This window comes from Amycolatopsis sp. NPDC021455, assembly GCF_040640995.1.
GTDB lineage: Bacteria > Actinomycetota > Actinomycetes > Mycobacteriales > Pseudonocardiaceae > Amycolatopsis.
Genome location: NZ_JBFACT010000067.1, coordinates 30,025 through 51,427 on the forward strand (window position 1 = coordinate 30,025; position 21,403 = coordinate 51,427).

Here is a 21,403-nt window from a genome sequence, read left to right on the forward strand (position 1 = left end):
GCCGGCTCATGCAGGACATCCGCGAGCCGGTCGTGCTCACCGCCCGTCCGGACGCTCCGGCGCCCGGGCGGGCCGGGCGCCGGAGCGTCCGGCGACGGCGGCAGCAGCTCCTGGCGTGGGCGTTCCTCCTGCCGCTCGTCGCCTACCTCGTGCTGTGCTACGGCTACCCGCTGGCGACGAACATCGACCTCAGCCTCCGCGGCTACACGGTCCGCACCTTCGTCCACGGCGGGGCGCCGCTGGTGTGGTTCGACAACTACGTCACGGTGTTCGGCGATCCGACGTTCCGCACGGCGCTGCTCAACACGCTCGTCTTCACCGCCGCGTCGCTGCTGTTCCAGTACGGCATCGGCCTGGCGATGGCGGTGTTCTTCGCCCGGAACTTCCGCCTGGGCCCGACCCTGCGGGCCCTGTTCCTCGTGCCCTGGCTGCTGCCCCTGATCGTTTCCGGCTCGACCTGGGCGTGGCTGCTCAACAGCGAATCCGGCGTCGTCAATTCCGTGCTCGGCTGGTTCGGCGCCGGCCGGATCGACTGGCTGACGTCGCCGTCGTGGTCGCTGGTCTCGGTGATCATCGCGAACATCTGGATCGGCGTGCCCTTCAACCTCGTCGTCCTGCACAGCGGCCTGCAGAACATCCCGGCCGAGGTCTACGAAGCGGCGTCGCTCGACGGCGCCGGCGCCTGGCAGCGGTTCCGGCACATCACGTTCCCGCTCCTGCGGCCGGTCTCGGCGATCACCCTGCTGCTGGGGCTGGTCTACACGCTGAAGGTGTTCGACGTCATCTGGATCATGACCAAGGGCGGCCCCGGCGGGTCGTCGACCACCCTGGCCACCTGGTCCTACCAGCTCGGGTTCGGCAGCATGCTCCCGCGGTTCGGGCCCGGTGCCGCCGTGGGCAACGTGCTCATCCTGCTGGCCCTGGTCGCGGGGCTGCTCTACATCCGGACGCAGCGCAGGCAGGAGGAAGCGTGACCCGGCACTGGCGCACCGCGGTCGGGCTCGTCCTCACCGCCGTGATGTTGTTCCCCGTCTACTGGATGGTCAACGTGTCGCTGACCCCGGCCGGGCGGATGCGCAAGTCCCCGCCCGACTGGTTCCCCGCCGACCCGACTTTCGAGGGCTACCAACGGGTCCTGAGCGAACAGCTGCCGTACTTCGCGACCAGCCTGTTCGTCGCGCTCGGCACGGTCGCGCTGACCCTGGCCCTGGCCGCGCCTTCGGCGTACGCGCTGGCGAAGCTCCGCCCGCGCGGCCACCGGTCGCTGGGCTTCGTGCTGCTGGTCGCCCAGATGGTCCCCGGCATCATCATGGCGCTGGGGTTCTACGGCATCTACGTCAAGCTGGGCGTCACGAACACGGCCTGGGGACTGGTCCTGGCCGACTCGACGATCGCGGTGCCGTTCGCCGTGCTCATCCTCACGTCGTTCATGACTTCGGTGCCGGACGAGCTCGTCCAGGCGGCCACGATCGACGGCGCGGGCGCGGTGCGCACGTTCTGGTCGGTGGTGCTGCCCGCGAGCCGCAACGGGGTCGTGACCGCCGGGCTCTTCTCGTTCCTGTGGGCCTGGTCCGACTTCGTCTTCGCGGCGACGCTCGACGGCGGCGGCTCGATGCGGCCGCTGACCCTGGGCATCTACCGCTACATCGGCAACAACAACCAGGAGTGGAACTCCATCATGGCGACGGCGGTGGTCGCCTCCGTGCCGGCCGCCGTGCTCCTCGTGCTGGCGCAGCGTTTCGTCGCCGCCGGCGTCACCGCGGGCGCCGTCAAGGACTAGGCCCCCTTCCGGAAAGGACAACCTCTGTGCCCACGGGCGAATTCTCGCTGCGGGAGATCCCGTTCAGCTACCCGGGATCGTGGCTCGACGTCTCCCCGGTGGTGGCCCAGGCCACCCTCGCCGACGACCTGCACCTGGTGTCCCACCGCCACGGCATGCACGCGGTCCTGGCCCTGGTCCCCGGCGACGGCGGCGACCAGGTGACGGCCACGCCGTCCGAGCTCGCGTGGGCCCAAGGGCGGATCAGAGCGGCGTTCGCGTCCCCGGAGGCGCTCCGGATCACCGGGCGCGGCCTCGAGCTGCGGATCAGGGCGGCGGAGCCCACGCTGACGCCGTTCACCGGCACGTACTTCTTCACCGACCCGGTCGACGGCTCGGGCATCTTCACCTCCTACGAAACCGGCTACCGCTACCGCATCACCGTCCTTTCCGGACAGGCGCGGCACATCGGAGCCGAAGCACTGGGCACGGCCGAGCGCGCCGTCGTCGTCAGCGGCGACGCGTGGGAGGTGGCGATCGAGGAACTGCCCGGAGCCCGCGCACCGTACGTGCCGGAGCGGACGTTCGACGAGGTGGTCGCGGCGGCCCAGGCGGAGTTCATGACGTTCACCGACGACGTGGCGCCCTGGCGTAGCGACCGCACCCCGGCGGCCGAGCTGGCCTGTTACGTGCTCTGGTCGGCCGTCGTGGGGCCGTCCGGGTTCGTCGGCCGCCCGGCGGTGCTGATGTCGAAGCACTGGATGGACAAGGTGTGGAGCTGGGACCACTGCTTCAACGCCCTCGCCCTCGCCGGCGGCCGCCCCGGGCTGGCGTGGGACCAGTTCCAGGTCGTGTTCGACCACCAGGACGACCAGGGTGCCCTGCCGGACTCGATCACCCACGCGGAGGTGCTGCGCAACTTCGTCAAGCCCCCGATCCACGGCTGGACGCTGAGCCGCCTGCGCGGCCGTCTTCCCGGCGGCCTGCCGGAAACGGAGCGGGCCTACGAACAGCTGGCGGCGTGGACGACGTTCTGGCTGGACCACCGCCGCGTACCGGGCCAGCCGTTCGCGCACTACGAGCACGGAAACGACAGCGGCTGGGACAACGCGACACCGTTCGCCTCACATCGGCTCGTGCGGACCCCGGACCTCGCTGCCTTTCTGGTGCTGCAGCTGAACGAACTGGCTGCCATGGCTGCCTCGCTTGAAGACACGGACGCTGCCGCGCGATGGCGGTCTCTCGCGGACGAGCTGTTGAAGGCGCTGCTGGACCAGCTGTGGGACGGCAGCCGGTTCGTCAGCCGGCCCGCCTCGCCCGGCGCCAGCTTGCTCGACCTCATGCCGATCGTGCTCGGTTCGCAGCTGCCGCCGGACGTGCGCGACAAGGTCGTGGCTGGGCTCGAGGAGCACCTCACCGACATCGGGCTGGCCACCGAGCAGCCGGCGTCTTCCTTTTATGAAGCGGATGGTTACTGGCGGGGTCCGGTTTGGGCACCTGCGACCGTGCTCATCGAAGACGGTCTTCGGCGGGCTGGTGCTGTTGAGCTCGCCGATCGGGTCAGTGCCCGGTTCAGGGCGGTGTGCGAGAAGTCCGGGTTCGCGGAGAACTTCGACGCCTTGAGCGGTGAGGGTTTGCGCGATCGTGCGTACACCTGGACGGCCAGTGCTTACCTTCTTCTCGCTGGGGATGCTGAGCGGCTTTCAAGATGACGGCTTCGCCGAGGCGTGGGAAATCGGCGCTCTCTGTGGTTGCTTGTGTTTGTGGTCGCCGGCGCCGATTCCCCACGCGCCGAGTCTCTCTGCCGCCTTTCTCGTGGGGTGTTCTGTAGCGGTGGCGCTTCTGCTTGATTGGCACCTGATCGTGTGATGACAGGTGTTCGATTGTTGGTGATCATGGAGTTATGACCGAACGCGCGATGTGGCAGAACGAGGTGGCTCTGGCCGACCGTGTCGGTTCGCTGCTCGCGACCGTGCGGTCTGCCGAGGCCGAGCTGGGTGCATTGCTGGTGGAGATCGAGCAGCGGGGTGTGCTGGAGCTGTTCGGCTACCGATCCGTGCCCCGGCTGCTCGAGCATCTGGCGGATGTCCCGAAATCGTCGGCCGAGCGGATGGTGAAACGGGCCCGGGCGGTCAATTCCGGCCGGAACCTCGACGGCACCCCGATCCCCGCGGTGGCCACCGCCACCGGGGTGACCGCCCGCTCCGGGCGGTTGAGTAATCCGATGATCGATGTGATCGTCGGGGTGTTGCAGGACATTCCGCCGGAGCATCGGGAGGGTGCTGAGCGGCATCTGTTGTCGTTCGCGGAGGAGGCGGGGCATCGGCAGGTCGCCGCCCTGGGCGCGCGGATCCTGGCCCACCTGGATCCGGACGGCCCCGAACCCGACGACACCGAACCCGCCACCCCCACCCGCGAAATCTCGTTGCAGCGTAAGCGGTCTGGGATCTGGGAGATCAGCGGCAAGCTGGATGACGAGACCGGTGCCCGGGCCAGCGCCCTGCTCGACTCCCTCGCCCAGCGTCGCAGCACCGGCGAGGGCCCGGATCTGCGGTCGCCGCAGGAACGCTACGGCGACGCCTTCTCCGACGCCATCGACCTGGCGCTGAACTCTCCGGACCTGCCGGTGCAGGCCGGGGAACGCGCACATGTCATGGTCGCGGTCTCCCTCGCAGACTTGCGGTCCGGGATCGGTACCGCGCTGCTGGGGGACACGGGAACGATCTCGGCGGCCGAGGCCCGGTTGCATGCCTGCGACTGCACGGTCATCCCCGCGGTTCTCGGTGCCCACAGTGAGCCCCTTGATGTGGGGCGGCTGCGTCGCCTGGTTCCGCGGGGTATCCGCCACGCCCTGTACCTGCGTGATCGGGGTTGTGCGTTTCCGGGTTGTCCTCGGCCACCGCGGCACTGTCAAGGCCACCACGTTCGGCACTGGGCTGATGACGGTCCCACCGAGCTGGGGAATCTGGTGCTGATGTGCGCCCATCACCATCGGTTGCTGCACCGCTCCGGGTGGGAGGTCCGTATCGCCGCCGACGGTCTTCCGGAGTTCCTGCCCCCGGTGTTCCTGGACAGGCGACGAAAACCGAGGCGCAACAACCTCCACCAACCCCTGCCCTTCGCGGCATAACCGAACACGGGACAGGCCCGCAGCCACACGGCTACGGGCCTACACCCACGCCTTGATGCTGCAATAGTGGACAGGCCAACGGGCGGAGCGTTCCGATGCCGACAGCCATCGCGGAATCTCATTCCGTGTCCCGTGTGGACATTTGCCCGAGGTCACCGTGGTGGGGGAGACGAAGTCGGCGCGGACCGCTTCGTTCCCGCCGAGCCCCGGAACCCCAAGAAGCCTGCATCCGGCAGCGCCAGGCGTCCAGTGGGCGGCCGCCCGGCAGTGCGCCTGGCCATCCGGGTGTCTCGCCAAAACGACCAACAGGTCCGTAGCAGCCGATCCGCCCCACCTGATGCGGACATCCCGACCGCATCCACAGCGGGGCGGCTACCCGCCGACGCTGCCATCCCCTCCAGGCGTCTCGACCAGCAGACCAGTCCAGTGCGGATATTGCCAACCACAGGCCGAGCCGTTTACAGTCTCCTTCCTGGGAGCGCTCCCAACCTGCGTCCTACTCGATGACGAGGAGATGGCGAATGCGGGCAAGGAAGTTGCGGACCGGTCTGGCCTTGCTGGCCGCGGCGGCGCTCGGGCTGACGGCCGGTTCCGTACCCGCGTCGGCCGCCGATTACGAGCGGCTGCTCAACGGGACCTTCTCCGGTGGCACCATCGATCCCTGGTGGGCCGGGTCCGGCACCACCGGCCGCGTCGCCGGTGGGGAGTTCTGCACCGATGTCACCGGTGGTAGCGCCAACGGCTACGACGCGCTGGCCGGACAAAACGGCGTTCCCTTCGAGGCCGGGCAGCAGTACACGCTGACCTTCGACGCGCATGCCACGACCACCCAGCAAATCTCCGCCGTCGCCGGGGAAGCCGTCTCACCTTACCGGCAGATCTCGCGGACCGACCTGACGGTCACGCCCGCCACCCAGCACTTCACCGTCACCTTCACGTCCACCTTGGACTTCCCGAACGCCGGCAACGGCCAGCTGGCCTTCTGGTTCGGCGGCCAGGCCGCGAACAACACCGTCTGCCTCGACAACATCTCCCTGATCGGCGGTGTCATCCCGCCCGGTGGCCTGCCGCCGACCAGTGGCATCCGGGTGAACCAGGAAAGTTACACACCCGGCCTGCCCAAGAAGGCCACCGTCATCAGCGACTCCACCTCACCTCTGACGTGGACGCTGAAGAACTCCGCCGGCGCCGCCGTGGCCACCGGCCAGACCCGGCCGCGCGGGGCGGACGCCGCTTCCGGCGAGAAGGTGCACGAGATCGACTTCTCCGCCTATGACACCGCGGGGACCGGCTACACACTGACCGTCGGCTCCGAAACCAGCTTCCCGTTCGCCATCTCCGCGGACGGGCTGAAGAAACTCCGCTACGACTCGCTCGCGTTCTTCTACCACCAGCGCAGCGGCATCGCGATCGACGCCCGGTACGCGGGCGCGGCCTACGCTCGGCCCGCCGGGCACCTGAACGTCGCGCCCAACCAGGGGGACGACAACGTTCCCTGCCGGTCGGACCTGAACTGCGGCTACACCCTCGACGTGCGCGGTGGCTGGTACGACGCCGGCGACCACGGGAAGTACGTGGTCAACGGCGGCATCGCGACCTGGGAACTGCTCGACGAGTACGAGCGCGCGCTGCGGATGGGGGACCCGGGCGCGCTGGGCGACGGGAAGCTCGCGATCCCGGAACAGGGCAACGGCGTACCCGACATCCTGGACGAGGCGCGCTGGGAGGTCGACTTCCTGCTGGAAATGCAGGTTCCCGAGGGCAAGCCGAACGCGGGCATGGTGCACCACAAGATCCACGACGCGCAGTGGACGAGCCTGCCCACCCGCCCCGACCAGGACAGCCAGCCGCGCCGGCTCTCCCCGCCGAGCACGGCCGCCACGCTCAACATGGCCGCCGTCGCCGCGCAGGCGTCGCGGTTGTGGCGGACCATCGACCCGGCGTACTCGGCGAAGCTGCTCGCCGCGGCCGAGAAGGCCTACGCCGCCGCGAAAGCCAACCCCGCCGTGCTCGCCGATCCCAACGACGGCACCGGGGGCGGCACCTACAGCGACAACACCGTGACCGACGAGTTCTACTGGGCCGCCGCGGAGCTGTACACGACGACCCTCAAGAGCGCCTACCGCGCCGACGTCACCGGCTCCTCGCTCTACCGCGGTGTCAGCTTCAACACCCACGGCTTCGACTGGGGCTCGACCGGCGCCCTCGGTGACATCACGCTCGCCCTGGTGCCGAACGACCTTCCGGCGGCCGACGTCGCGGCGATCAAGACGGCGATCACCACGACCGCCGACAGCCACCTGGCGCAGATGGCCGCCATGGGCTACCCCGCGCCCTACCGCACGGCCGACGGCACCTACGAGTGGGGCTCCAACGGCCTGGTGGCCAACAACGGCGTCGTGCTCGGCCTGGCGTACGACTTCACCAAGCAGGACAAGTACCGCGACGGCGCGTTCGCCGCGATGGACTACCTGCTCGGCCGCAACCCGGCGAACTACTCCTACGTCTCCGGCCACGGCGACCAGGCCGTGCAGAACGTGCACCACCGGTTCTGGGCGCACGAGCTGGACCCGTCGCTGCCGACCGCCCCGCCCGGCGCGCTGTCCGGCGGCCCCAACAGCGGCCTGCAGGACCCGACCGCGGCGCGGCTGCTCACCGGCTGCGCGCCCCAGCGCTGCTTCGTCGACGACATCCAGGCGTACTCGGTGAACGAGGTCGCCATCAACTGGAACTCGGCGCTGGCCTGGCTGGCGAACTGGACCGCGGAGAAGTCGCCGTCCACTGTGGACACGACCCCGCCCGCCGCCGCGGGCAAGCCCGCGGTCTCCGCCGTGACCGGCACCGGAGCGACGGTGACCTGGACGGCGTCCGCGGATCCGGAGAGCGGGATCAAGGGCTACGACGTGGTCAGTGTGACCGGCTCGGGCCGCAAGGTCCTCGCCACCGTCACCGGGACGAGCGCGACGTTGACCGGCCTGACGCCGTCGACCGCCTACACCCTGGTCGTGGTGGCCCGCAACGGCGCGGGTCTCGCCGGTCCGGACTCGCCGTCCGCGCAGTTCACGACGCTGCCCGACAAGCCGGCCGGCGGGTGCGCGGTGACGTACACGGCGAACACCTGGAACGGCGGGTTCACCGCCGCCCTCACCCTGACCAACACCGGCACCACGGCCTGGCCGACCTGGGCGCTGAAGTTCTCCTTCCCGGGCAACCAGAAGGTGACGCAGGGCTGGTCGGCGACGTGGTCGCAGTCCGGCCCGGACGTGACCGCGACGGCCATGCCCTGGAACGGCTCGGTGGCGCCCGGGAAGTCGGTGTCGATCGGCTTCAACGGTGGCTACACGGGGAGCAACCCGAACCCGTCGGCGTTCACGGTGAACGGGAAGGCGTGCGGCTGAGCACCTTCGCGCCGGCGCCGTCAGTCCTCTTCGGCCGGGGGAGCCAGCACGCTGTGGTCCCGGACGAGGGCCCCGGCGATGTCGGCCAGCTTGACGTTGAGGTCCTGCGAGGTACGTCGCAGCAGCGCGAACGCCGCCTCGGCGTCGAGGCCCTGGCGAGCCATCAGGATTCCCTTGGCCTGGCCGATCACGTCCCGGGACGTGATCGCCCGGCGGAGGTGGGTGCGCTCCAGTTCGGCGGTCTCGACGCCGTGGGTGTGGGCCAGCGCGAGCGAGGCGTGCGTGGCCAGCAGCAGCGCGCGGTGGCGGTCGGTCTCGGTGATGCCGCCGCGGTGGGCGTAGATGTTGAGCGCGCCGCTGAGCCCGGCCGGCCGGGACGGCAGCAGGGCGGTGGACAGGACGGCGCCGAGGCCGTGAGCGGTGGCGACGGCGGCGAATTGCGGCCACGCCGAGGTCGTCGCGAGGTCCTGATCCAGGGCGTACGCGGGGCCGTCGGGGCGAGCGGCGTCCAGGCAGGGACCGGATCCGGTGCGGTACTGGACGTTGTCGAGGTCGGCGGCGACGTCCGGCGTTTCGACCGGGGTGAAGAAGTGTCCGCCGGGGTCGCGCAGGGTAATGCTGACCAGCCGCGCGTGCGGGACGACGACGGTCGCCGCCGCGACCACGTGCTGCAGGGCCTGGGTGACGCTCGTGGCGCCGAGCAGCAGCCGGGTGAGGTCCGCCAGCTGCTCGCCGAGCCGTCGCTCGCCGGTGTGGGCGGTGATCGCCTCCGCCACACCGGCGAACACGGGCAGGGTGGCGGAGGGCAAGCCGGTCCGGAGGAGCCGGGCGGTGACGCTGCCGGGGTCGAGCACGGCCGCGGAGCGGACGCCCTGGCCCGCCCGGGTGACCGCGAACTCGCCCCAGGGCACGGACACCGGCGGCGGTGAGCACGTCGATGTCGCGCAGGTCGACGACCACCAGGCGCGGTGGCGGGACGGCACCGGTGGCCTCGAGCAGCCGGTCCAGCGTGGCCGCGGCGGAGCCGGTGTCGAGTGTTCCGGTGACCCGCAGGACGAGTGCCTGCTCGGCCGCCACCGGCGCGATTTCGATCTCGGCAGCCATGTCCCACCTCCCCGTCCGGGCGTCGAACCGGGGTTACCCGACGGGGCACGGTCGTAACCCGCCGGGCGGCCCCTTGCCCGGCGTCCGGTCAGGGGGAGGGATCTTCCGCAGCGGGGATCTCGGCCGCGCGCCGCCGGTCGAGATCCGCGTCCTGCCGGTGCGTCGCGGCCCTGTCCCGGTGCTCGGCGGCAGTGGGGCCGCCTGCTCGCGCGGCCACGTCGTGTTGCTCGGCGGCACGGTCATGTGCGTTCGCCGAACGCTGCAGAGCGGCTCGCAGCCGGGTCCGTGAGGTCCGCTCACGCTGCTGAGCCGCCGCCAGTTCCGGACCTTTCCACGCCGGCCCGTCCCTCTCTGCCGGCCGCCAATCGCCTGCCGCTGCCATCCGGGCAAGGTCGTGCCACCGCCGGCGGGCCTCTTCGGCACGCCGGCCGGCACGCCGGGCCGCTTCCGCGGCGGCCGCGCCTGGAGCTTCGTGGTCGGCCACACCACCACTGTCCCACGCGCCGGTTCGCGCGCGTGGTCCTCCCGGGTCAGTCGTCGAGGTCGGGGGCGACGGTGCGGGTCAGCCGCGGGTCCGGTTCGCCGCCGGCCATGGCGAGCGCCCCGGCCACCACGCGGCCGAGCTTGAGCAGGTCGGCCGGTTTCTTCTTGTCCAGCCCGCCGACCAGCTGCTTGAGGATGGTGAGCTGGTCGAAGTAGATGCGCTCGACGACGAGGTTTTCCTCGGCGTCGAAGACGAAGTACGCGGTCATCCGGGTGCGGTGCTTCGAGCCGGTGGGCGGGATCCTGCCGAGCGGGCCGCGGTGGGTGCCGGTGAGCCAGAACTCGACGATGACGGCGTCGTGGGCGTGGCGGAAGGCGATGATCTCGTGGTCCTGGTCGGGGAACGCCACGCGGGTGTCGTGGTAGTACCCGCGGACTTCGCGGTCGCCGTCGTGGACGGTCATCTGCGCGACGAGCTCGTAGTGCGGGTGCGGGAACGTCGAGAGGGTGGCGTCCCAGTCCTGGCGGACTTCGTCCCGGAAGTGGTCGAGGACGAGCTTTTCGCGGGCCCGCAGCACGTCTTCGGGCGGCAGGGTGAAGCGGGAGCGCATCGCGACCACCTTTGTCCACGTCGTGGGTTTAATGCCCCGCACGTTATACCCACAGTGTGGATTTCGGCAAGGGCGTCCGGCAGGATGACGGCCATGACCACCGCACGACGGGGACGTCCGCCCAAGGGCGAGAGCCGGCTGTCCCGCGAGGCGATCGTCCGGGCGACCTTGCGGGTCATCGACGCCGAGGGCGTCACCGCGGTCAGCATGCGCGCGGTCGGGCGGGTCCTCGGCGTCGACGCGAAGAGCCTGTACAACCACGTCGAGGGCAAGGACGACCTCCTCGACGCGGTCGCCGAACACCTCCTGGGCGCCATCGCGCTGCCCGGACGCACCGGCGACCTGCGCGCCGACCTGCGGGCGATCGCCTACGCCTTCCGCGAACGGGCACTGGCCCATCCCGAGGCGGCTTCGCTCGTGCTCACCCGGCAGCTCGGTTCGTTCGAAGGGCTGGCCCCGATCGACGCGGTCTTGACCGTCCTGCGCGCCGCGGGCTGTCCCGCCGGGGAGGCTGTCCACCTCCTCCGGGCGCTCGTCGCCACCCTCATCGGGTCCCTGCTGCGGGAGGTCGACGCGGGCCCCACCTACGGCACCACCGACATCGCGGGCATCGCCCGGCGCCAGGCGACGTTGAAGGGCAGCGGCCTGCCCGCGGTCGCCGACGCGGCGCCGCACCTCGCCCGCTTCGACGCCGCCGCAGAGTACGAGTTCGCGGTCGACCTCGCGCTCGACGCCGTGGCCGCCCGGCTCGGCTCTGCCGGCTGATGTCGAGCCGGCTGCCTCCGCGGAAACAACCTAGGTCAGCGTGATCTTGCCGTTCGCCACGGTGACCGCCTTCTTGCCGAGAGGCTTCGACGCCGGGCCGTTCGCCACCGAGCCGTCGGCGACCTTGAACTTGCTGCCGTGGCACGGGCAGTCGATGGTGCCGTTCGCGACGGTGCCGACCGTGCAGCCCTGGTGGGTGCAGATCGCCGAGAAGGCCGCGAACGTGCCCGCCACCGGCTGGGTCACGACCACCTGCTGGTCCGCGAACACCTTGCCGCCGCCGACCGGGATCTCGCTCGCGGCGCCCAGCTCGGTCCCGCCCGGCGGCGCGGCCTGTGGTGCGGATGACGGTGTGCCCGAGCTGCCGCCGTAGGTGCTGCAGCCCGCCACCAGGCCCGCGCCGGCCGCCGCGATCGCCGTGCGGCGGGTGAGCTCCGGGCCCGTGTCGTCGTTGCCCACGATCGCTCCCTAGAAGGTCAAGCCCGATTGGGTGAAGAACCACAGTGACGCGCTCAGCCACAGCCCGACGAGAGCGGTGAACACGAGCCCGCCGAGGACGGGGAGCGACCAGCCGGGCGCGCCGTCCTTCCGCAGCAGCAGCATCTTCGCGACGAACGCGCCGTAGAAGAAGCAACCCAGCAGGGAGTGCAGGAGGACGCGCGTGTCGAACGACTGGAACCCGAGCGCGTAGAGGCAGTGCAGCGCGACCGGGATCGACACGAGGAACGCCAGCCGCCCCGACCAGCGGTGCACCGGCGCGACCCACGCGGGCGCCGCGCGCCCGAGCTTGCCGTACATCGCCAGCGCCGAAAGCAGCTGCACCACGGCCAGCACGACGACGACCGTGGCCAGCCACGCCTTCACCGACTGCGGGCTGGAGAAGCCGGCGACGTTCACCGCGACGCCGGTCGGCGTGTGCAGGCTGCCGTAGACGCCGAGCACCACCGAGACGACGGCGCCGACGGCCAGCGGCACCAGGAGCGCGGCCGCGGCGCGGTTGCCCGCCGTGGTCATCAGAAGTCACCCGCCCCGGTCAGGCCGCTGACCGGCTCGGCGGTCACGGGCGTGCCGTCGACCGTCGCGGTGCCGGCCGCGGCGTCGAGCGCCGGAGCGGCCGCCGAGTCCTCGTCCGTCGTGAGGATGCCGACCTGGCTGCCGTCGGGCTGCACGATCCAGCCCACCTTCGCCGTCTTGCCCTTGACCTTCGGCGCCGCCCGGTAGAGCCCCGCGGGCTTCTTCGCCGTGGGCGCGGTGAACTGCCAGGTCTTGCCGGACGCCGTCACGGTCCCGGTGACGGACGCGGCATCGAAACTACCGGACAGGCTGGAGTTCTTCGCTCCTTTGAGGTCGAGCTTCCCGCCGGTCGTCACGCCCTGCAGCCAGGCTTCGATCTTCTTGCCGTCGCAGAGGTAGGCGATCGCGTGGCCGTCGCGCACCGACACCGCGACGGACGCGCCGCCGCCGGTGACGCGCCCCGCGTAGTCCGCCCGTGCGGGCGCTTCCGCTTGGGGCGCCTCGGTTTTCGGCGCCCCAGGCGTCTCGGACGTCTTGGGCGGCGCTGCCGTGGCGCTCGCGGCCGCGTTGGCGGTCCCGGCGACGGGCGCGGCGCCCGTCCCGGTCGCCAGGTTGACGACTCCGATCCCGCCGGCGAGCACGACTCCGGCGAGCAGTGTGAACAATGGTCCGGGATTCTTCATGGTCTTCCCCGCATTCCCCTAACCGGCCACCCTGCCCATAACACGGAGGTCGGCGCGAAACAGCTCAACGCTACGCGCGGAAAAGAGGTATCGCTTAGCGGCTGCAACCGGTTGCCCGGCGGTCACCACACGAGCCGCAGCACGGTTTCCCCGTGGTCGATCTCCCCGGTCGGCGAGAACCCGTACTTCCGGTAGAAGGCGCCCGGTCCGTCGTCGCCGGGCTGGTGGCTCGTGAGCAGTTCCGCGCCGCCGTCGGCCCGCACCAGCGAGACGACCTCGTCCAGCACCGCGCGGCCGATCCCGCGGCCCTGGTGCCGCCCGTCGACGAGCAGCCGCCACAGGAAGTACGGCCCGAGGATGCCGGGCCGGCCGGGCGGCACGTTCCAGCTGAGCATCACGAACGCGACCGGCTCGCCGCCCGAGTAGACGGCCCGGTACCAGGGCTCGCCCTCGGGCGTCGTGGCGGCGTCCTCCAGCGACTTGGCCACCGAAGCGACGAACCGCTCCTGGCCGGGCCGCACGCGCAGCGCGCACACCGCGTCGCGGTTCTCGTCGGTGATCTCGACCAGGCGCACCGGTGTCGTCACATCGCTCCCGTCGGCATGTCGAGGATGGGCGGTCGGCTCCGACTGGAGGGTATCGGCGGCCGGCGGGGCCGCCACCGCGAGTGGAGCACGAACGATGACCAAGGTGACCGCCCAGATGTCGGTGTCTCTCGACGGCTTCTACACCGGACCACGGGACACGCGGAACCCCCAGGACATGAGCGGCTGGATGCGGGGCCCCGAAGCGCCCGGTTTCTTCCGGGTGACCCGCTGGGCCGTCGACGCCATGGCCTGGCGCGAGCGGCAGGGCTTCGCCGGCGGCGAGCAGTCGGCCGACTCGGAGATCGTCGCGGAGACCTTCGCCGCGGCCGGCGCCTACGTCATGGGCCGCCGAATGTTCGACGCCGGCGAGGTCCCCTGGGGCGAAGAGCCGCCGTTCCGGGCCCCGGTGTTCGTCGTCACCCACCGGCCCCGGGCGGTCCTCGAACGCCGGGGCGGCACCTCCTTCACCTTCGTCACCGACGGGCTCGGACGGGCCGTCGAGCTGGCCCGGGCCGCCGCCGGCGGCAAGGACGTGGCGGTGGCCGGCGGCGGGGAGCTCCTGCGGCAGGTGCTGACCGCCGGGCTGCTCGACCAGCTCGAGCTGCACATCGCCCCGGTGCTGCTGGGCGACGGCCAGCGGCTGTTCGACGGCGGCCTCGGCCTCGGCGCGGACGACGGCATCGAGCTGGTCCCCACGCGGGTCGTCGAGACGCCCGGCGTGACCCACATCCGCTATACCGTCACGGGGCGGTCGAAGCTGGTCCTGGACGATCGTGGCGCCAGTGGCGACCTGGTCACGCCGGCCCGGCAGTGAGAGAGGAACGACCCGTGAAGTACATGCTGCTGATCTACGGCAACGAGGAAGCCTTCACCTCGGTGGGCGCGGAGACCCTCGCCGAGATCATCCGCGAGACCGACGCGCTCAACCAGGAGCTGTTCGAGTCGGGCGAGCTGGTCGGTGCCTACGGCGTCGCCGACCAGGAGAACGCCAAGATGGTCCGGGTCACCGACGGGACGCCGGTGGTCACCGACGGCCCCTACGCCGAGGCCAAGGAGTTCCTGGGCAGCTTCATGATCGTCGACTGCGACAGCCCGGAACGGGCGCTGGAGATCGCGGCCCGGGCCCCTTCGGCGCGGTACTGGGGTGTCGAGGTCCGGCCGCTGATGCACGAGGCGAACGTCGAGCCGTGACGGGCTGGCAGGCCGTCCGGCGGCTGGTCCCCGAGGTGCTCGGGGTGCTGGTGCGCCGGTACGGCCGGTTCGACGCCTGCGAGGACGCCGTCCAGGAGGCGCTGGCGGAGGCCGCGGCGCAGTGGCCGGTGCGGGGGTGGCCGGAGAACCCCCGGGCGTGGCTGGTGACGGTGGCGTCGCGCCGCCTCGCCGACCAGGTGCGCAGCGACGCCGCCCGCCGCCGGCGGGAGGAGGCCGACGCCCTCCGCACGCCGCCCGCCGGCGGCGAGACCGAAGCCGGTGACGATACGCTCACGCTCCTGTTCCTGTGCTGCCACCCGGCGCTGACGCCGTCGTCGCAGATCGCGCTGACGCTGCGGGCCGTCGGCGGCCTGTCGACGGCCGAAATCGCCCGCGCCTTCCTCGTGCCTGAGGCGACCATGGCCCAGCGCATCAGCCGGGCCAAGCACCGCCTCAAGGGAGCCGGCTTCACGCTGCCGCCACCGGCCGAGCAGGCGGCTCGGCTCGGCGTCGTGCTCCACGTGGTCTACCTCGTCTTCAACGAGGGCTACACGGCCACGTCGGGGACGAGGCTGGTGCGGGCCGAGCTGACGGCCGAGGCCATCCGGCTGGCCCGCGAGCTGCACCGGTTGGTCCCCGGCGACGGCGAGGTGGCCGGGCTCCTGGCCCTGCTGCTGCTGACCGACGCCCGGCGCCGGGCCCGCACGGCCCCGGACGGGTCGCTGGTGCCGCTGAGCGAGCAGGACCGCACCCTCTGGGACGCCGAAGCCATCGCCGAAGGCGTGGCCCTGGTGACCGGTGCCCTGGCGCGGGGCCCGGTCGGCCCGTACCAGCTCCAGGCCGCCATCGCCGCGGTCCACGACGAGGCACAGACCGCCGACGTCACCGACTGGCCGCAGATCCTGGCCCTCTACACGGTTCTGGAGCGCGTGGCCCCCAACCCGGCGGTGACACTCAACCGGGCGGTCGCGGTGGCCGAAGTCCACGGACCGGCGGCCGGCCTGGCCCTGCTCGACGCCCTCTCGGCCGACGAGCGCATCGCGGCTTCCCACCACCTCGTGTCCGTGCGGGCCCACCTGCTGGAGCTGGCCGGCGACCACGCCGCGGCCCGCACCGGCTACCAGGAGGCGGCCCGGCGCACCACCAGCGAGCCCGAGAGACGCCACCTCCTGACCCGCGCCGCGCGGCTGGGGTGACCCGTACTCGCCGGTTGTCTCCTGGGCCTAAGTTCCCGGCCACGTCCGGGGTTCCGTCCCGAACGCCGGCACCGCGTACGGCCGCCGTCCAGGGCCGGTCTCGAAGAGGACGACCATTTCCCGGTCCGCGCCGCCCACCCATGCCGGCCGGTCGGGCTGGTGCCGCAGCCTGGTGCTGCCGTGGCTGGACAGTGTCGCCCGCAGTGCGGCCCGGCTGCCGTCGCGGTATTCGACGAGCAGGTCCGGCCGGTGCCCGTACCTGTGCGTGTCGGGCCGGACGGTGACCGTGGCCGGCCGCCAGCCGGTGCGCAGCACGGCCTGGTGCCGCAGCGACCACCGGCCCCAGCCGATCAGGCTGAAGACCACGGCCGCCACCAAGCCCCCGCCGAGCATCCAGAAGTAGGCGGTCCCGCGGGGGTCGACGCCGTCTTCCAGCGTCGTGCGCGCGCGGGACGGGTCGGCGGGGTCGTAGACCACCGTGACCTGCGAGCCCTTGGCGTAGAGCCGGTTCGAGCTGAGGGGGATGGAGGCGAAGTGCAGTTTGCCCCGCACGTCGTAGGCGACGTGGATCCCGGGTGGGTGTTGTTCGACCAGCAGCACCTCCCCGGGCACGCGGGCACCGTCCTGCAGGAGCCGGTCGGCGGATGATCGGTAGAGGACGAGCCCGGTGAAGGCGCCGCCGGCGGCCACGAGCCACAGCGCGGCGATGACCAGCGCCCGCCACCCCAGCACGCGCAGCCTGCGGGTCTCGGCGGTCAGGTCCACGCTGTCGTGGCCGTCCGCCCCCGCCGGCGGCAGCCACTCCGAATCGTCCGGCACGCGTTCAGTTTTCCACAGGTCAGCGAGCCGGAAGGCCCAGCACGCGGCCCCGGGCACCTTCGCGGCCCTGAACACCATGGGCTACAACATTTCCATGCTGAGGACACGATCTGTCCTATATCGCGGTTAGCGTGCGATCACCAACACGCGAAAGGGACTCACGATGACTGCCACTCCCGACGGCTACACCACGGTCGCCCCCTGGGTCGTCACCAAGGACACCGGAGCGCTGCTGGACTTCGTCAAAGCGGCCTTCGACGGCGTCGAACTGGGCCGGGTGCCGCTGGCGGACGGCAGCATCGGGCACGCCGAGATCCGGATCGGCGACACGGTGGTGCTCGCGTTCGACCAGCGGGAGGACTGGCCCGACATGCCGTCGCTGCTGCGGGTTTTCGTGCCCGACGCCGACATCGCGTTCGCCGCCGCGCTGCGAGCGGGCGGCCGCGAGGTGACCGCGTTGTCGGACAGCGCCTTCGGCCAGCGCGGCGGCCGGGTCCGCGACCCGTTCGGCAACATCTGGTGGATCACCGCCGCCCTCGAAACGGTGGCGCCGGAAGAGGGCATGCGCCGGCTGGGCGAGCCCCGGTACCAGGAACAGATGCGGTTCGCGCAGGAAACCCTCGACGCCGAACTCAGCGGCCGGGCCCGGGGACGCGCGAGCGAGGTGGTCACGTCGTAGCGGCGCTGGGGAAACTGGCTCCGCCGATCCTCCGCTGATCGTTATGCTGGGCGAAACGATCGAACGAACAGCCGGCGAACGAAGGTCGAGATGCGGGAGTCGGGAGAGGACCGGCGGCGGCGGATCCTGGCCGTGGTGGAGGCGCGTGGCCAGGCGCGGGTCACCGAGCTCGCCGCGGAGCTGACGGTTTCGGTCATCACCGTGCGCCGGGACGTCGAGGAGCTGGCCAGGGCCGGCCGGCTGCGGCGGGGCCACGGCGTCGTCCGCTCGCTGGTCCCGCTGAGGCCGCAGCCGGCACCCGCCCCGGCCGGCGGCGGCCCGGTGGTGCTCGTCGTGCCCGAACGGCACGCCTACCTCACCGAGGTCCTGCACGGCGCCCGCGGCGCGCTGGAGGAGGCCGACGTCCGCGTCGTGCTGCACCCGGCGCCGCAGGTTCCCGGCGCCGAACGGACGATCGTCGAGCGGCTGCTGGCCGACGACGCCCGGGGCGTGCTCGTCGCGCCGCGCTGGCGCACCGTGGACGCCGAGGAGGCGGACGACGGCTGGCTGGCCGCCGCCGACGTCCCCGTCGTCCTGATGGAACGCCGGCCGCGGCCGGGAAGTGCCCTGCACGCCAGGGATTCCGTGTGCAGCGACCACTGGTACGGCGTCCACCTCGCCGTGACGCACCTGCTCGCCCTCGGGCACCGGAGGATCGTCCTGGCCGCGCGCGACGACAGTCCCACCGCGCGGGCGCTGCGCGCGGCGTTCGCGGACATCTGCGCCGGGCGCCCCGAGATCGAGGACTGGACCGTGGTGCTCAGCGCGCCGGGCGCCGGCCAGGAGCCCGTGTGCGATCTCGAGCCGCTCGCCGACGTGCTGCGCGCTCACGCCGCGACCGGCGTGATCATGCACGGCGACGTCGACGCCCTCATGCTCGTCCAGCAGCTGGCGGACGCCGGGATCACCGTGCCCGGCGGCTGTTCGGTCGTGGCCTACGACGACGTCGTGGCGGCGCTGGGCAGCACCCCGCTGACCGCGATCGCGCCGCCGAAGGCCGAGGTCGGCCGGCTGGCCGCGGAACTGCTGCTGGAGCGGCTGCGCGGACGGGCCGGCCGGCCGGCGCGGCGGGTCGCCGTCCTGCCGGAACTGAAGGTGCGGGGGTCGACGCGGTCGCTGATCGATTGACCGAGTTGTCCGGGCCTATTGACCGGAATTCGTTCAGGCGCCCAGACTGCGGGGGAGTTCGCGACCCGCAGGAGGCATCGATGCCTGTCCGACCCAGCCGCCGGACCGTTCTCGCCGCGGGTCTCGCCTTCCCGCTGGCGGCCGCCTGCTCGGGACCCGGCGGGGACGCCCCGCGCGGTGCCACCCGGATCACGTTCTGGTCGGCGCTGCGCGGCAGCCAGCAGGTGGTCGACGCGTTCAACCGGTCGCAGAACCGGATCCACGTGGTGTTCCAGCAGATCCCGTCCGGGGACCAGGGCGGGTACGCGAAGCTGAGCAACGCGGTCCGCGCGGGCAACGCACCGGACGTCGCCACCATCGAATACCCGCAGGTGCCCGGGTTCGCCATCGACGGGGTGGCCCGGGACATCACCGATCTCGTCTCCGACCGGCTGCGCGCCAAGCTCCTCCCGCAGGCGTTGCGCCTGACGACGTTCGCCGGGCGGGTGTTCACCGTGCCGCTGGACGTCGAGCCGATGGTGCTGCACTACCGCACGGATCTGTTCGCCCAGCACGGTTCCGGCCCGCCGCGGACGTGGGACGAGTTCACGGCGGTGGCCCGCAAGGTCCGCGACGACCGGCGTCGGCTGGTGGCCTTCGCGACCGACGGGGCGACCCAGTTCGCGGCGGTCTCGTGGCAGGCGGGCGCGCAGTGGTTCGACACTTCCGGCGGTGCATGGAACGTCTCGCTCGCCGACGACGCGACCCGCCGCGTGGCCGGGTACTGGCAGGACCTGATCGACGACGGGCTGGTGTTCGCCAACGGGGTCGCGGGCCGGCAAGGCGACGCGCAGATCGGGCAGGGGCTCGTGCTGGCCCGGCTCAGCGGCGCGTGGGACGCCGGTGCGCAGATGAAGGCCCGGCCGGGGCAGAAGGGCAAGTGGGCGATCGCGCCGCTGCCCCAGTGGGATCCGGCGCGGCCGGCGGTCGGGACGCACGGTGGTTCGACGTTCGCCGTCACGCGTGACAGCGCTTTCCCGGAAGCCGCGATGGAGTTCATCGAATGGCAGGTGTCGCACCCGGACGCGTTGCGCGCCCGGCTTTCCAGCGGCACCAGCAGCCAGTACCCGGCCGCGCCGGGCCTGGTCGAGGTCGGGCGGAAGGCGTTCGACCGCCGCTACTACGGCGGCCAGGACATCTACCGGCTGTTCGAGGCCGAGGCCGCGAAGATCCGGGACGGCTGGACGTGGGGGCCGCGGATGAGTGCGACCCAGCGGGTCCTGCAGGACGGGTTCGCCCGGGCGGGCGCCGGCCAGGGCACCCTCCTGGATGCCGTCCGCGACGCCCAGCGCGCGACCATGCCGGACCTGATCGCCCTGGGGCTGGCGACCACCGAGCACAGCAGCTGAGGGAGACCGATGACGACGACACTCGCGCGTCCGGAAAGCGCTTCCAGAACGCCGGTACCCCGGGTCCGGAAGCGGCACCGGCAGGGCACCGCCTGCGCGGTGCTGATGGCCCCGTTCTTCGTGCTGCTGGTGGTGGTCTTCCTCCTGCCGGCCGCGACGGCGCTGTGGCTGAGCTTCTTCGGCGCTGACGAACCGGGCCTCGGGTTCGGCCCGGAACACACGATCTTCGTGGGCTTGCGCAGCTACGCCGCCGTCCTGGCCGATCCGACGTTCCTGAGCGGGCTCGGGGTCGTCGCGCTGTACTGCCTGCTGTACCTGCCGCTGCTGGTCGTCTGCTCCCTCGGGCTCGCCCTGCTGCTCGACTCCGGGGTCTCGCGGCTGCGCGGGTCGGCGCGGCTCGCGTTGTTCCTGCCGCACGCGGTGCCCGGCATCATCGCCGCGATCATCTGGCTCTACCTCTACATCCCCGGTCTGTCCCCGGTGGTGGACCTGTTCGGCAAGGCCGGGATCACGGTGGACTTCCTCGGCGTCCACACCGTCATCCCGGCGATGGTGAACATCGCGCTGTGGAGCAACCTCGGCTACAACGTCGTCGTCTTCTACGCCGCCCTGCAGGCTGTGCCGCGCGAGGTGGTCGAGGCGGCGGTGGTGGACGGCGCCGGCGGGGTCCGGACCGCGCTGTGGGTCAAGACGCCGATGATCCGCGCGTCGATCGTGATGGTGGTGCTGTTCACGCTGATCTGGTCGCTGCAGCTGTTCACCGAGCCGATGCTGCTGTCGCAAGCCACGCCGATGATCACCGCGCGGTTCTCGCCGAGCATGTACATCTACGACGCCGCGTTCACCCGCAACAACTACGGGCTCGCCGCGGCCGCGTCGGTGATCCTGCTGGCGTGCACGATCGCGCTGTCCTACGGCGTCACCCGCTGGACCAACCGCACCCGGGAGGTGGCCGCGTGAACCCGCCGAAGTTCCTCGGCCGTGCGGCCGTCAACGCCTGCGTGGCGATCTCCGTGCTCTACACCCTGCTTCCCGCGTTGTGGCTGGTGCTCGCCGCGATGAAGGACCGGGACGCGTTGTTCGGCAGTGACATCCTTTCGCTGCAGGGGTTCTCGCCGCTGAAGAACCTGCAGGACCTGTTCGCCATGGACAAGGGCATCTACGGCCGCTGGTACCTCAACAGCCTGCTGTACGCCGTCGGCGGCGCCGCCGTCAGCGCCCTGGTGAGCATCGCCTGCGGCTACGCCTTCGACAAGTACGTCTTCCGGCACAAGGAAAAGCTGTTCGGGCTGGTGCTGGCCGCGGTGATGGTGCCGCAGACCGTGCTCGCGCTGCCGCTGTACCTGCTCGCCTCGAGCACCGGCGTCGTCGACACGGTGTGGGCGGTCTTCATCCCGGTGCTGTTCAACCCCTTCGGCGTCTACCTCGG

General features: G+C 71.6%; 21 protein-coding genes and 1 pseudogene. 15 read left to right on the forward strand and 7 right to left on the reverse strand.

Features of this window, described 5'->3' with window-relative positions:
- The first annotated feature begins 8 nt into the window (after positions 1–8).
- The 5 genes from AB0G28_RS40620 (at position 9) to AB0G28_RS40640 (ending at position 8,287) form a co-directional block, all read left to right on the forward strand.
- Positions 9–974: a sugar ABC transporter permease gene (locus AB0G28_RS40620; RefSeq protein WP_361102493.1), complete on the forward strand. Its 966-nt coding sequence runs from the start codon at positions 9–11 to the stop codon at positions 972–974.
- Positions 971–1,780: a carbohydrate ABC transporter permease gene (locus AB0G28_RS40625; protein ID WP_361102496.1), complete on the forward strand. Its 810-nt coding sequence runs from the start codon at positions 971–973 to the stop codon at positions 1,778–1,780. Before AB0G28_RS40620 ends, AB0G28_RS40625 begins: the two co-directional genes overlap by 4 nt.
- A gap of 26 nt (positions 1,781–1,806) precedes the next feature.
- On the forward strand, positions 1,807–3,471 hold the full coding sequence (locus AB0G28_RS40630; RefSeq protein ID WP_361102499.1) for a trehalase family glycosidase: 1,665 nt from the start codon (positions 1,807–1,809) through the stop codon (positions 3,469–3,471).
- A 191-nt stretch (positions 3,472–3,662) separates the two neighbouring features.
- Positions 3,663–4,889 (forward strand): DUF222 domain-containing protein, encoded by a 1,227-nt coding sequence (locus AB0G28_RS40635; RefSeq protein ID WP_361102502.1) that lies wholly within the window; start codon positions 3,663–3,665, stop codon positions 4,887–4,889.
- A gap of 521 nt (positions 4,890–5,410) precedes the next feature.
- On the forward strand, positions 5,411–8,287 hold the full coding sequence (locus tag AB0G28_RS40640) for a glycoside hydrolase family 9 protein (protein WP_361102505.1): 2,877 nt from the start codon (positions 5,411–5,413) through the stop codon (positions 8,285–8,287).
- A gap of 20 nt (positions 8,288–8,307) precedes the next feature.
- On the opposite strand, the gene AB0G28_RS40645 is transcribed toward AB0G28_RS40640, so the two are convergent.
- Positions 8,308–9,204 (reverse strand): ANTAR domain-containing protein, encoded by an 897-nt coding sequence (locus AB0G28_RS40645; RefSeq protein ID WP_361102508.1) that lies wholly within the window; start codon positions 9,202–9,204, stop codon positions 8,308–8,310.
- Between the two features lie 125 nt (positions 9,205–9,329).
- Between AB0G28_RS40645 and AB0G28_RS40650 the strand changes: the two genes are divergently transcribed.
- Entirely contained in the window at positions 9,330–9,680 is a 351-nt protein-coding gene (locus AB0G28_RS40650) for a hypothetical protein (RefSeq protein WP_361102511.1), read from the forward strand.
- A 241-nt stretch (positions 9,681–9,921) separates the two neighbouring features.
- Here AB0G28_RS40650 and AB0G28_RS40655 read toward each other — a convergent pair whose 3' ends face one another.
- On the reverse strand, positions 9,922–10,485 hold the full coding sequence (locus AB0G28_RS40655) for an ester cyclase (protein ID WP_361102514.1): 564 nt from the start codon (positions 10,483–10,485) through the stop codon (positions 9,922–9,924).
- 93 nt (positions 10,486–10,578) lie between these two features.
- Between AB0G28_RS40655 and AB0G28_RS40660 the strand changes: the two genes are divergently transcribed.
- Complete coding sequence (locus AB0G28_RS40660; protein WP_361102517.1) at positions 10,579–11,250, forward strand: TetR family transcriptional regulator; 672 nt, start codon at positions 10,579–10,581, stop codon at positions 11,248–11,250.
- A gap of 30 nt (positions 11,251–11,280) precedes the next feature.
- On the opposite strand, the gene AB0G28_RS40665 is transcribed toward AB0G28_RS40660, so the two are convergent.
- From AB0G28_RS40665 to AB0G28_RS40680, 4 genes are all read right to left on the reverse strand, one after another.
- Positions 11,281–11,709 carry a Rieske (2Fe-2S) protein gene (locus AB0G28_RS40665; RefSeq protein WP_361102520.1) on the reverse strand — a complete coding sequence of 143 codons (429 nt, stop codon included), beginning with the start codon at positions 11,707–11,709 and terminating at the stop codon, positions 11,281–11,283.
- A gap of 9 nt (positions 11,710–11,718) precedes the next feature.
- Positions 11,719–12,264 (reverse strand): DUF6529 family protein, encoded by a 546-nt coding sequence (locus tag AB0G28_RS40670; RefSeq protein ID WP_361102523.1) that lies wholly within the window; start codon positions 12,262–12,264, stop codon positions 11,719–11,721.
- Positions 12,264–12,947 carry a hypothetical protein gene (locus AB0G28_RS40675; protein WP_361102526.1) on the reverse strand — a complete coding sequence of 228 codons (684 nt, stop codon included), beginning with the start codon at positions 12,945–12,947 and terminating at the stop codon, positions 12,264–12,266. The genes AB0G28_RS40670 and AB0G28_RS40675 overlap by 1 nt, the downstream gene beginning before the upstream one ends.
- Positions 12,948–13,069: 122 nt before the next feature.
- On the reverse strand, positions 13,070–13,534 hold the full coding sequence (locus AB0G28_RS40680) for a GNAT family N-acetyltransferase (protein ID WP_361102529.1): 465 nt from the start codon (positions 13,532–13,534) through the stop codon (positions 13,070–13,072).
- A 94-nt stretch (positions 13,535–13,628) separates the two neighbouring features.
- Between AB0G28_RS40680 and AB0G28_RS40685 the strand changes: the two genes are divergently transcribed.
- The 3 genes from AB0G28_RS40685 to AB0G28_RS40695 are packed head-to-tail and all read left to right on the forward strand — an operon-like array spanning position 13,629 to position 15,921.
- Positions 13,629–14,348 (forward strand): dihydrofolate reductase family protein, encoded by a 720-nt coding sequence (locus tag AB0G28_RS40685; protein WP_361102532.1) that lies wholly within the window; start codon positions 13,629–13,631, stop codon positions 14,346–14,348.
- A gap of 14 nt (positions 14,349–14,362) precedes the next feature.
- On the forward strand, positions 14,363–14,725 hold the full coding sequence (locus AB0G28_RS40690) for a YciI family protein (RefSeq protein ID WP_361102535.1): 363 nt from the start codon (positions 14,363–14,365) through the stop codon (positions 14,723–14,725).
- Positions 14,722–15,921, forward strand: coding sequence for a DUF6596 domain-containing protein (locus AB0G28_RS40695; protein WP_361102538.1), 1,200 nt, complete (start codon positions 14,722–14,724; stop codon positions 15,919–15,921). The genes AB0G28_RS40690 and AB0G28_RS40695 overlap by 4 nt, the downstream gene beginning before the upstream one ends.
- A gap of 27 nt (positions 15,922–15,948) precedes the next feature.
- Here AB0G28_RS40695 and AB0G28_RS40700 read toward each other — a convergent pair whose 3' ends face one another.
- Positions 15,949–16,740: a DUF3592 domain-containing protein gene (locus tag AB0G28_RS40700; RefSeq protein WP_361102540.1), complete on the reverse strand. Its 792-nt coding sequence runs from the start codon at positions 16,738–16,740 to the stop codon at positions 15,949–15,951.
- 163 nt (positions 16,741–16,903) lie between these two features.
- Here AB0G28_RS40700 and AB0G28_RS40705 point away from each other — a divergent pair, with 163 nt between their 5' ends.
- From AB0G28_RS40705 to AB0G28_RS40725, 5 genes and pseudogenes are all read left to right on the forward strand, one after another.
- Positions 16,904–17,419 carry a VOC family protein gene (locus AB0G28_RS40705; protein WP_361102543.1) on the forward strand — a complete coding sequence of 172 codons (516 nt, stop codon included), beginning with the start codon at positions 16,904–16,906 and terminating at the stop codon, positions 17,417–17,419.
- A 90-nt stretch (positions 17,420–17,509) separates the two neighbouring features.
- Entirely contained in the window at positions 17,510–18,586 is a 1,077-nt protein-coding gene (locus tag AB0G28_RS40710) for a substrate-binding domain-containing protein (protein WP_361102546.1), read from the forward strand.
- A gap of 80 nt (positions 18,587–18,666) precedes the next feature.
- Positions 18,667–19,974, forward strand: coding sequence for a sugar ABC transporter substrate-binding protein (locus AB0G28_RS40715; protein WP_361102549.1), 1,308 nt, complete (start codon positions 18,667–18,669; stop codon positions 19,972–19,974).
- Between the two features lie 9 nt (positions 19,975–19,983).
- A complete protein-coding gene (locus tag AB0G28_RS40720) occupies positions 19,984–20,934 on the forward strand; it encodes a sugar ABC transporter permease (RefSeq protein ID WP_361102552.1) in 951 nt (316 codons plus the stop codon).
- Positions 20,931–21,403 (forward strand): annotated as a pseudogene (locus AB0G28_RS40725) (carbohydrate ABC transporter permease); the annotation flags it as partial. The gene AB0G28_RS40720 and the pseudogene AB0G28_RS40725, both read left to right, overlap by 4 nt.

Coding starts and splice junctions, on each gene's coding strand:
- AB0G28_RS40620 (WP_361102493.1), top strand. CDS start 9: ATGCAGGACATCCGCGAGCCGGTCGTGCTCACCGCCCGTCCGGACGCT.
- AB0G28_RS40635 (WP_361102502.1), top strand. CDS start 3,663: ATGACCGAACGCGCGATGTGGCAGAACGAGGTGGCTCTGGCCGACCGT.
- AB0G28_RS40640 (WP_361102505.1), top strand. CDS start 5,411: ATGCGGGCAAGGAAGTTGCGGACCGGTCTGGCCTTGCTGGCCGCGGCG.
- AB0G28_RS40655 (WP_361102514.1), bottom strand. CDS start 10,485: ATGCGCTCCCGCTTCACCCTGCCGCCCGAAGACGTGCTGCGGGCCCGC.
- AB0G28_RS40660 (WP_361102517.1), top strand. CDS start 10,579: ATGACCACCGCACGACGGGGACGTCCGCCCAAGGGCGAGAGCCGGCTG.
- AB0G28_RS40670 (WP_361102523.1), bottom strand. CDS start 12,264: ATGACCACGGCGGGCAACCGCGCCGCGGCCGCGCTCCTGGTGCCGCTG.
- AB0G28_RS40675 (WP_361102526.1), bottom strand. CDS start 12,947: ATGAAGAATCCCGGACCATTGTTCACACTGCTCGCCGGAGTCGTGCTC.
- AB0G28_RS40685 (WP_361102532.1), top strand. CDS start 13,629: ATGACCAAGGTGACCGCCCAGATGTCGGTGTCTCTCGACGGCTTCTAC.
- AB0G28_RS40705 (WP_361102543.1), top strand. CDS start 16,904: ATGACTGCCACTCCCGACGGCTACACCACGGTCGCCCCCTGGGTCGTC.
- AB0G28_RS40710 (WP_361102546.1), top strand. CDS start 17,510: ATGCGGGAGTCGGGAGAGGACCGGCGGCGGCGGATCCTGGCCGTGGTG.
- AB0G28_RS40715 (WP_361102549.1), top strand. CDS start 18,667: ATGCCTGTCCGACCCAGCCGCCGGACCGTTCTCGCCGCGGGTCTCGCC.
- AB0G28_RS40720 (WP_361102552.1), top strand. CDS start 19,984: ATGACGACGACACTCGCGCGTCCGGAAAGCGCTTCCAGAACGCCGGTA.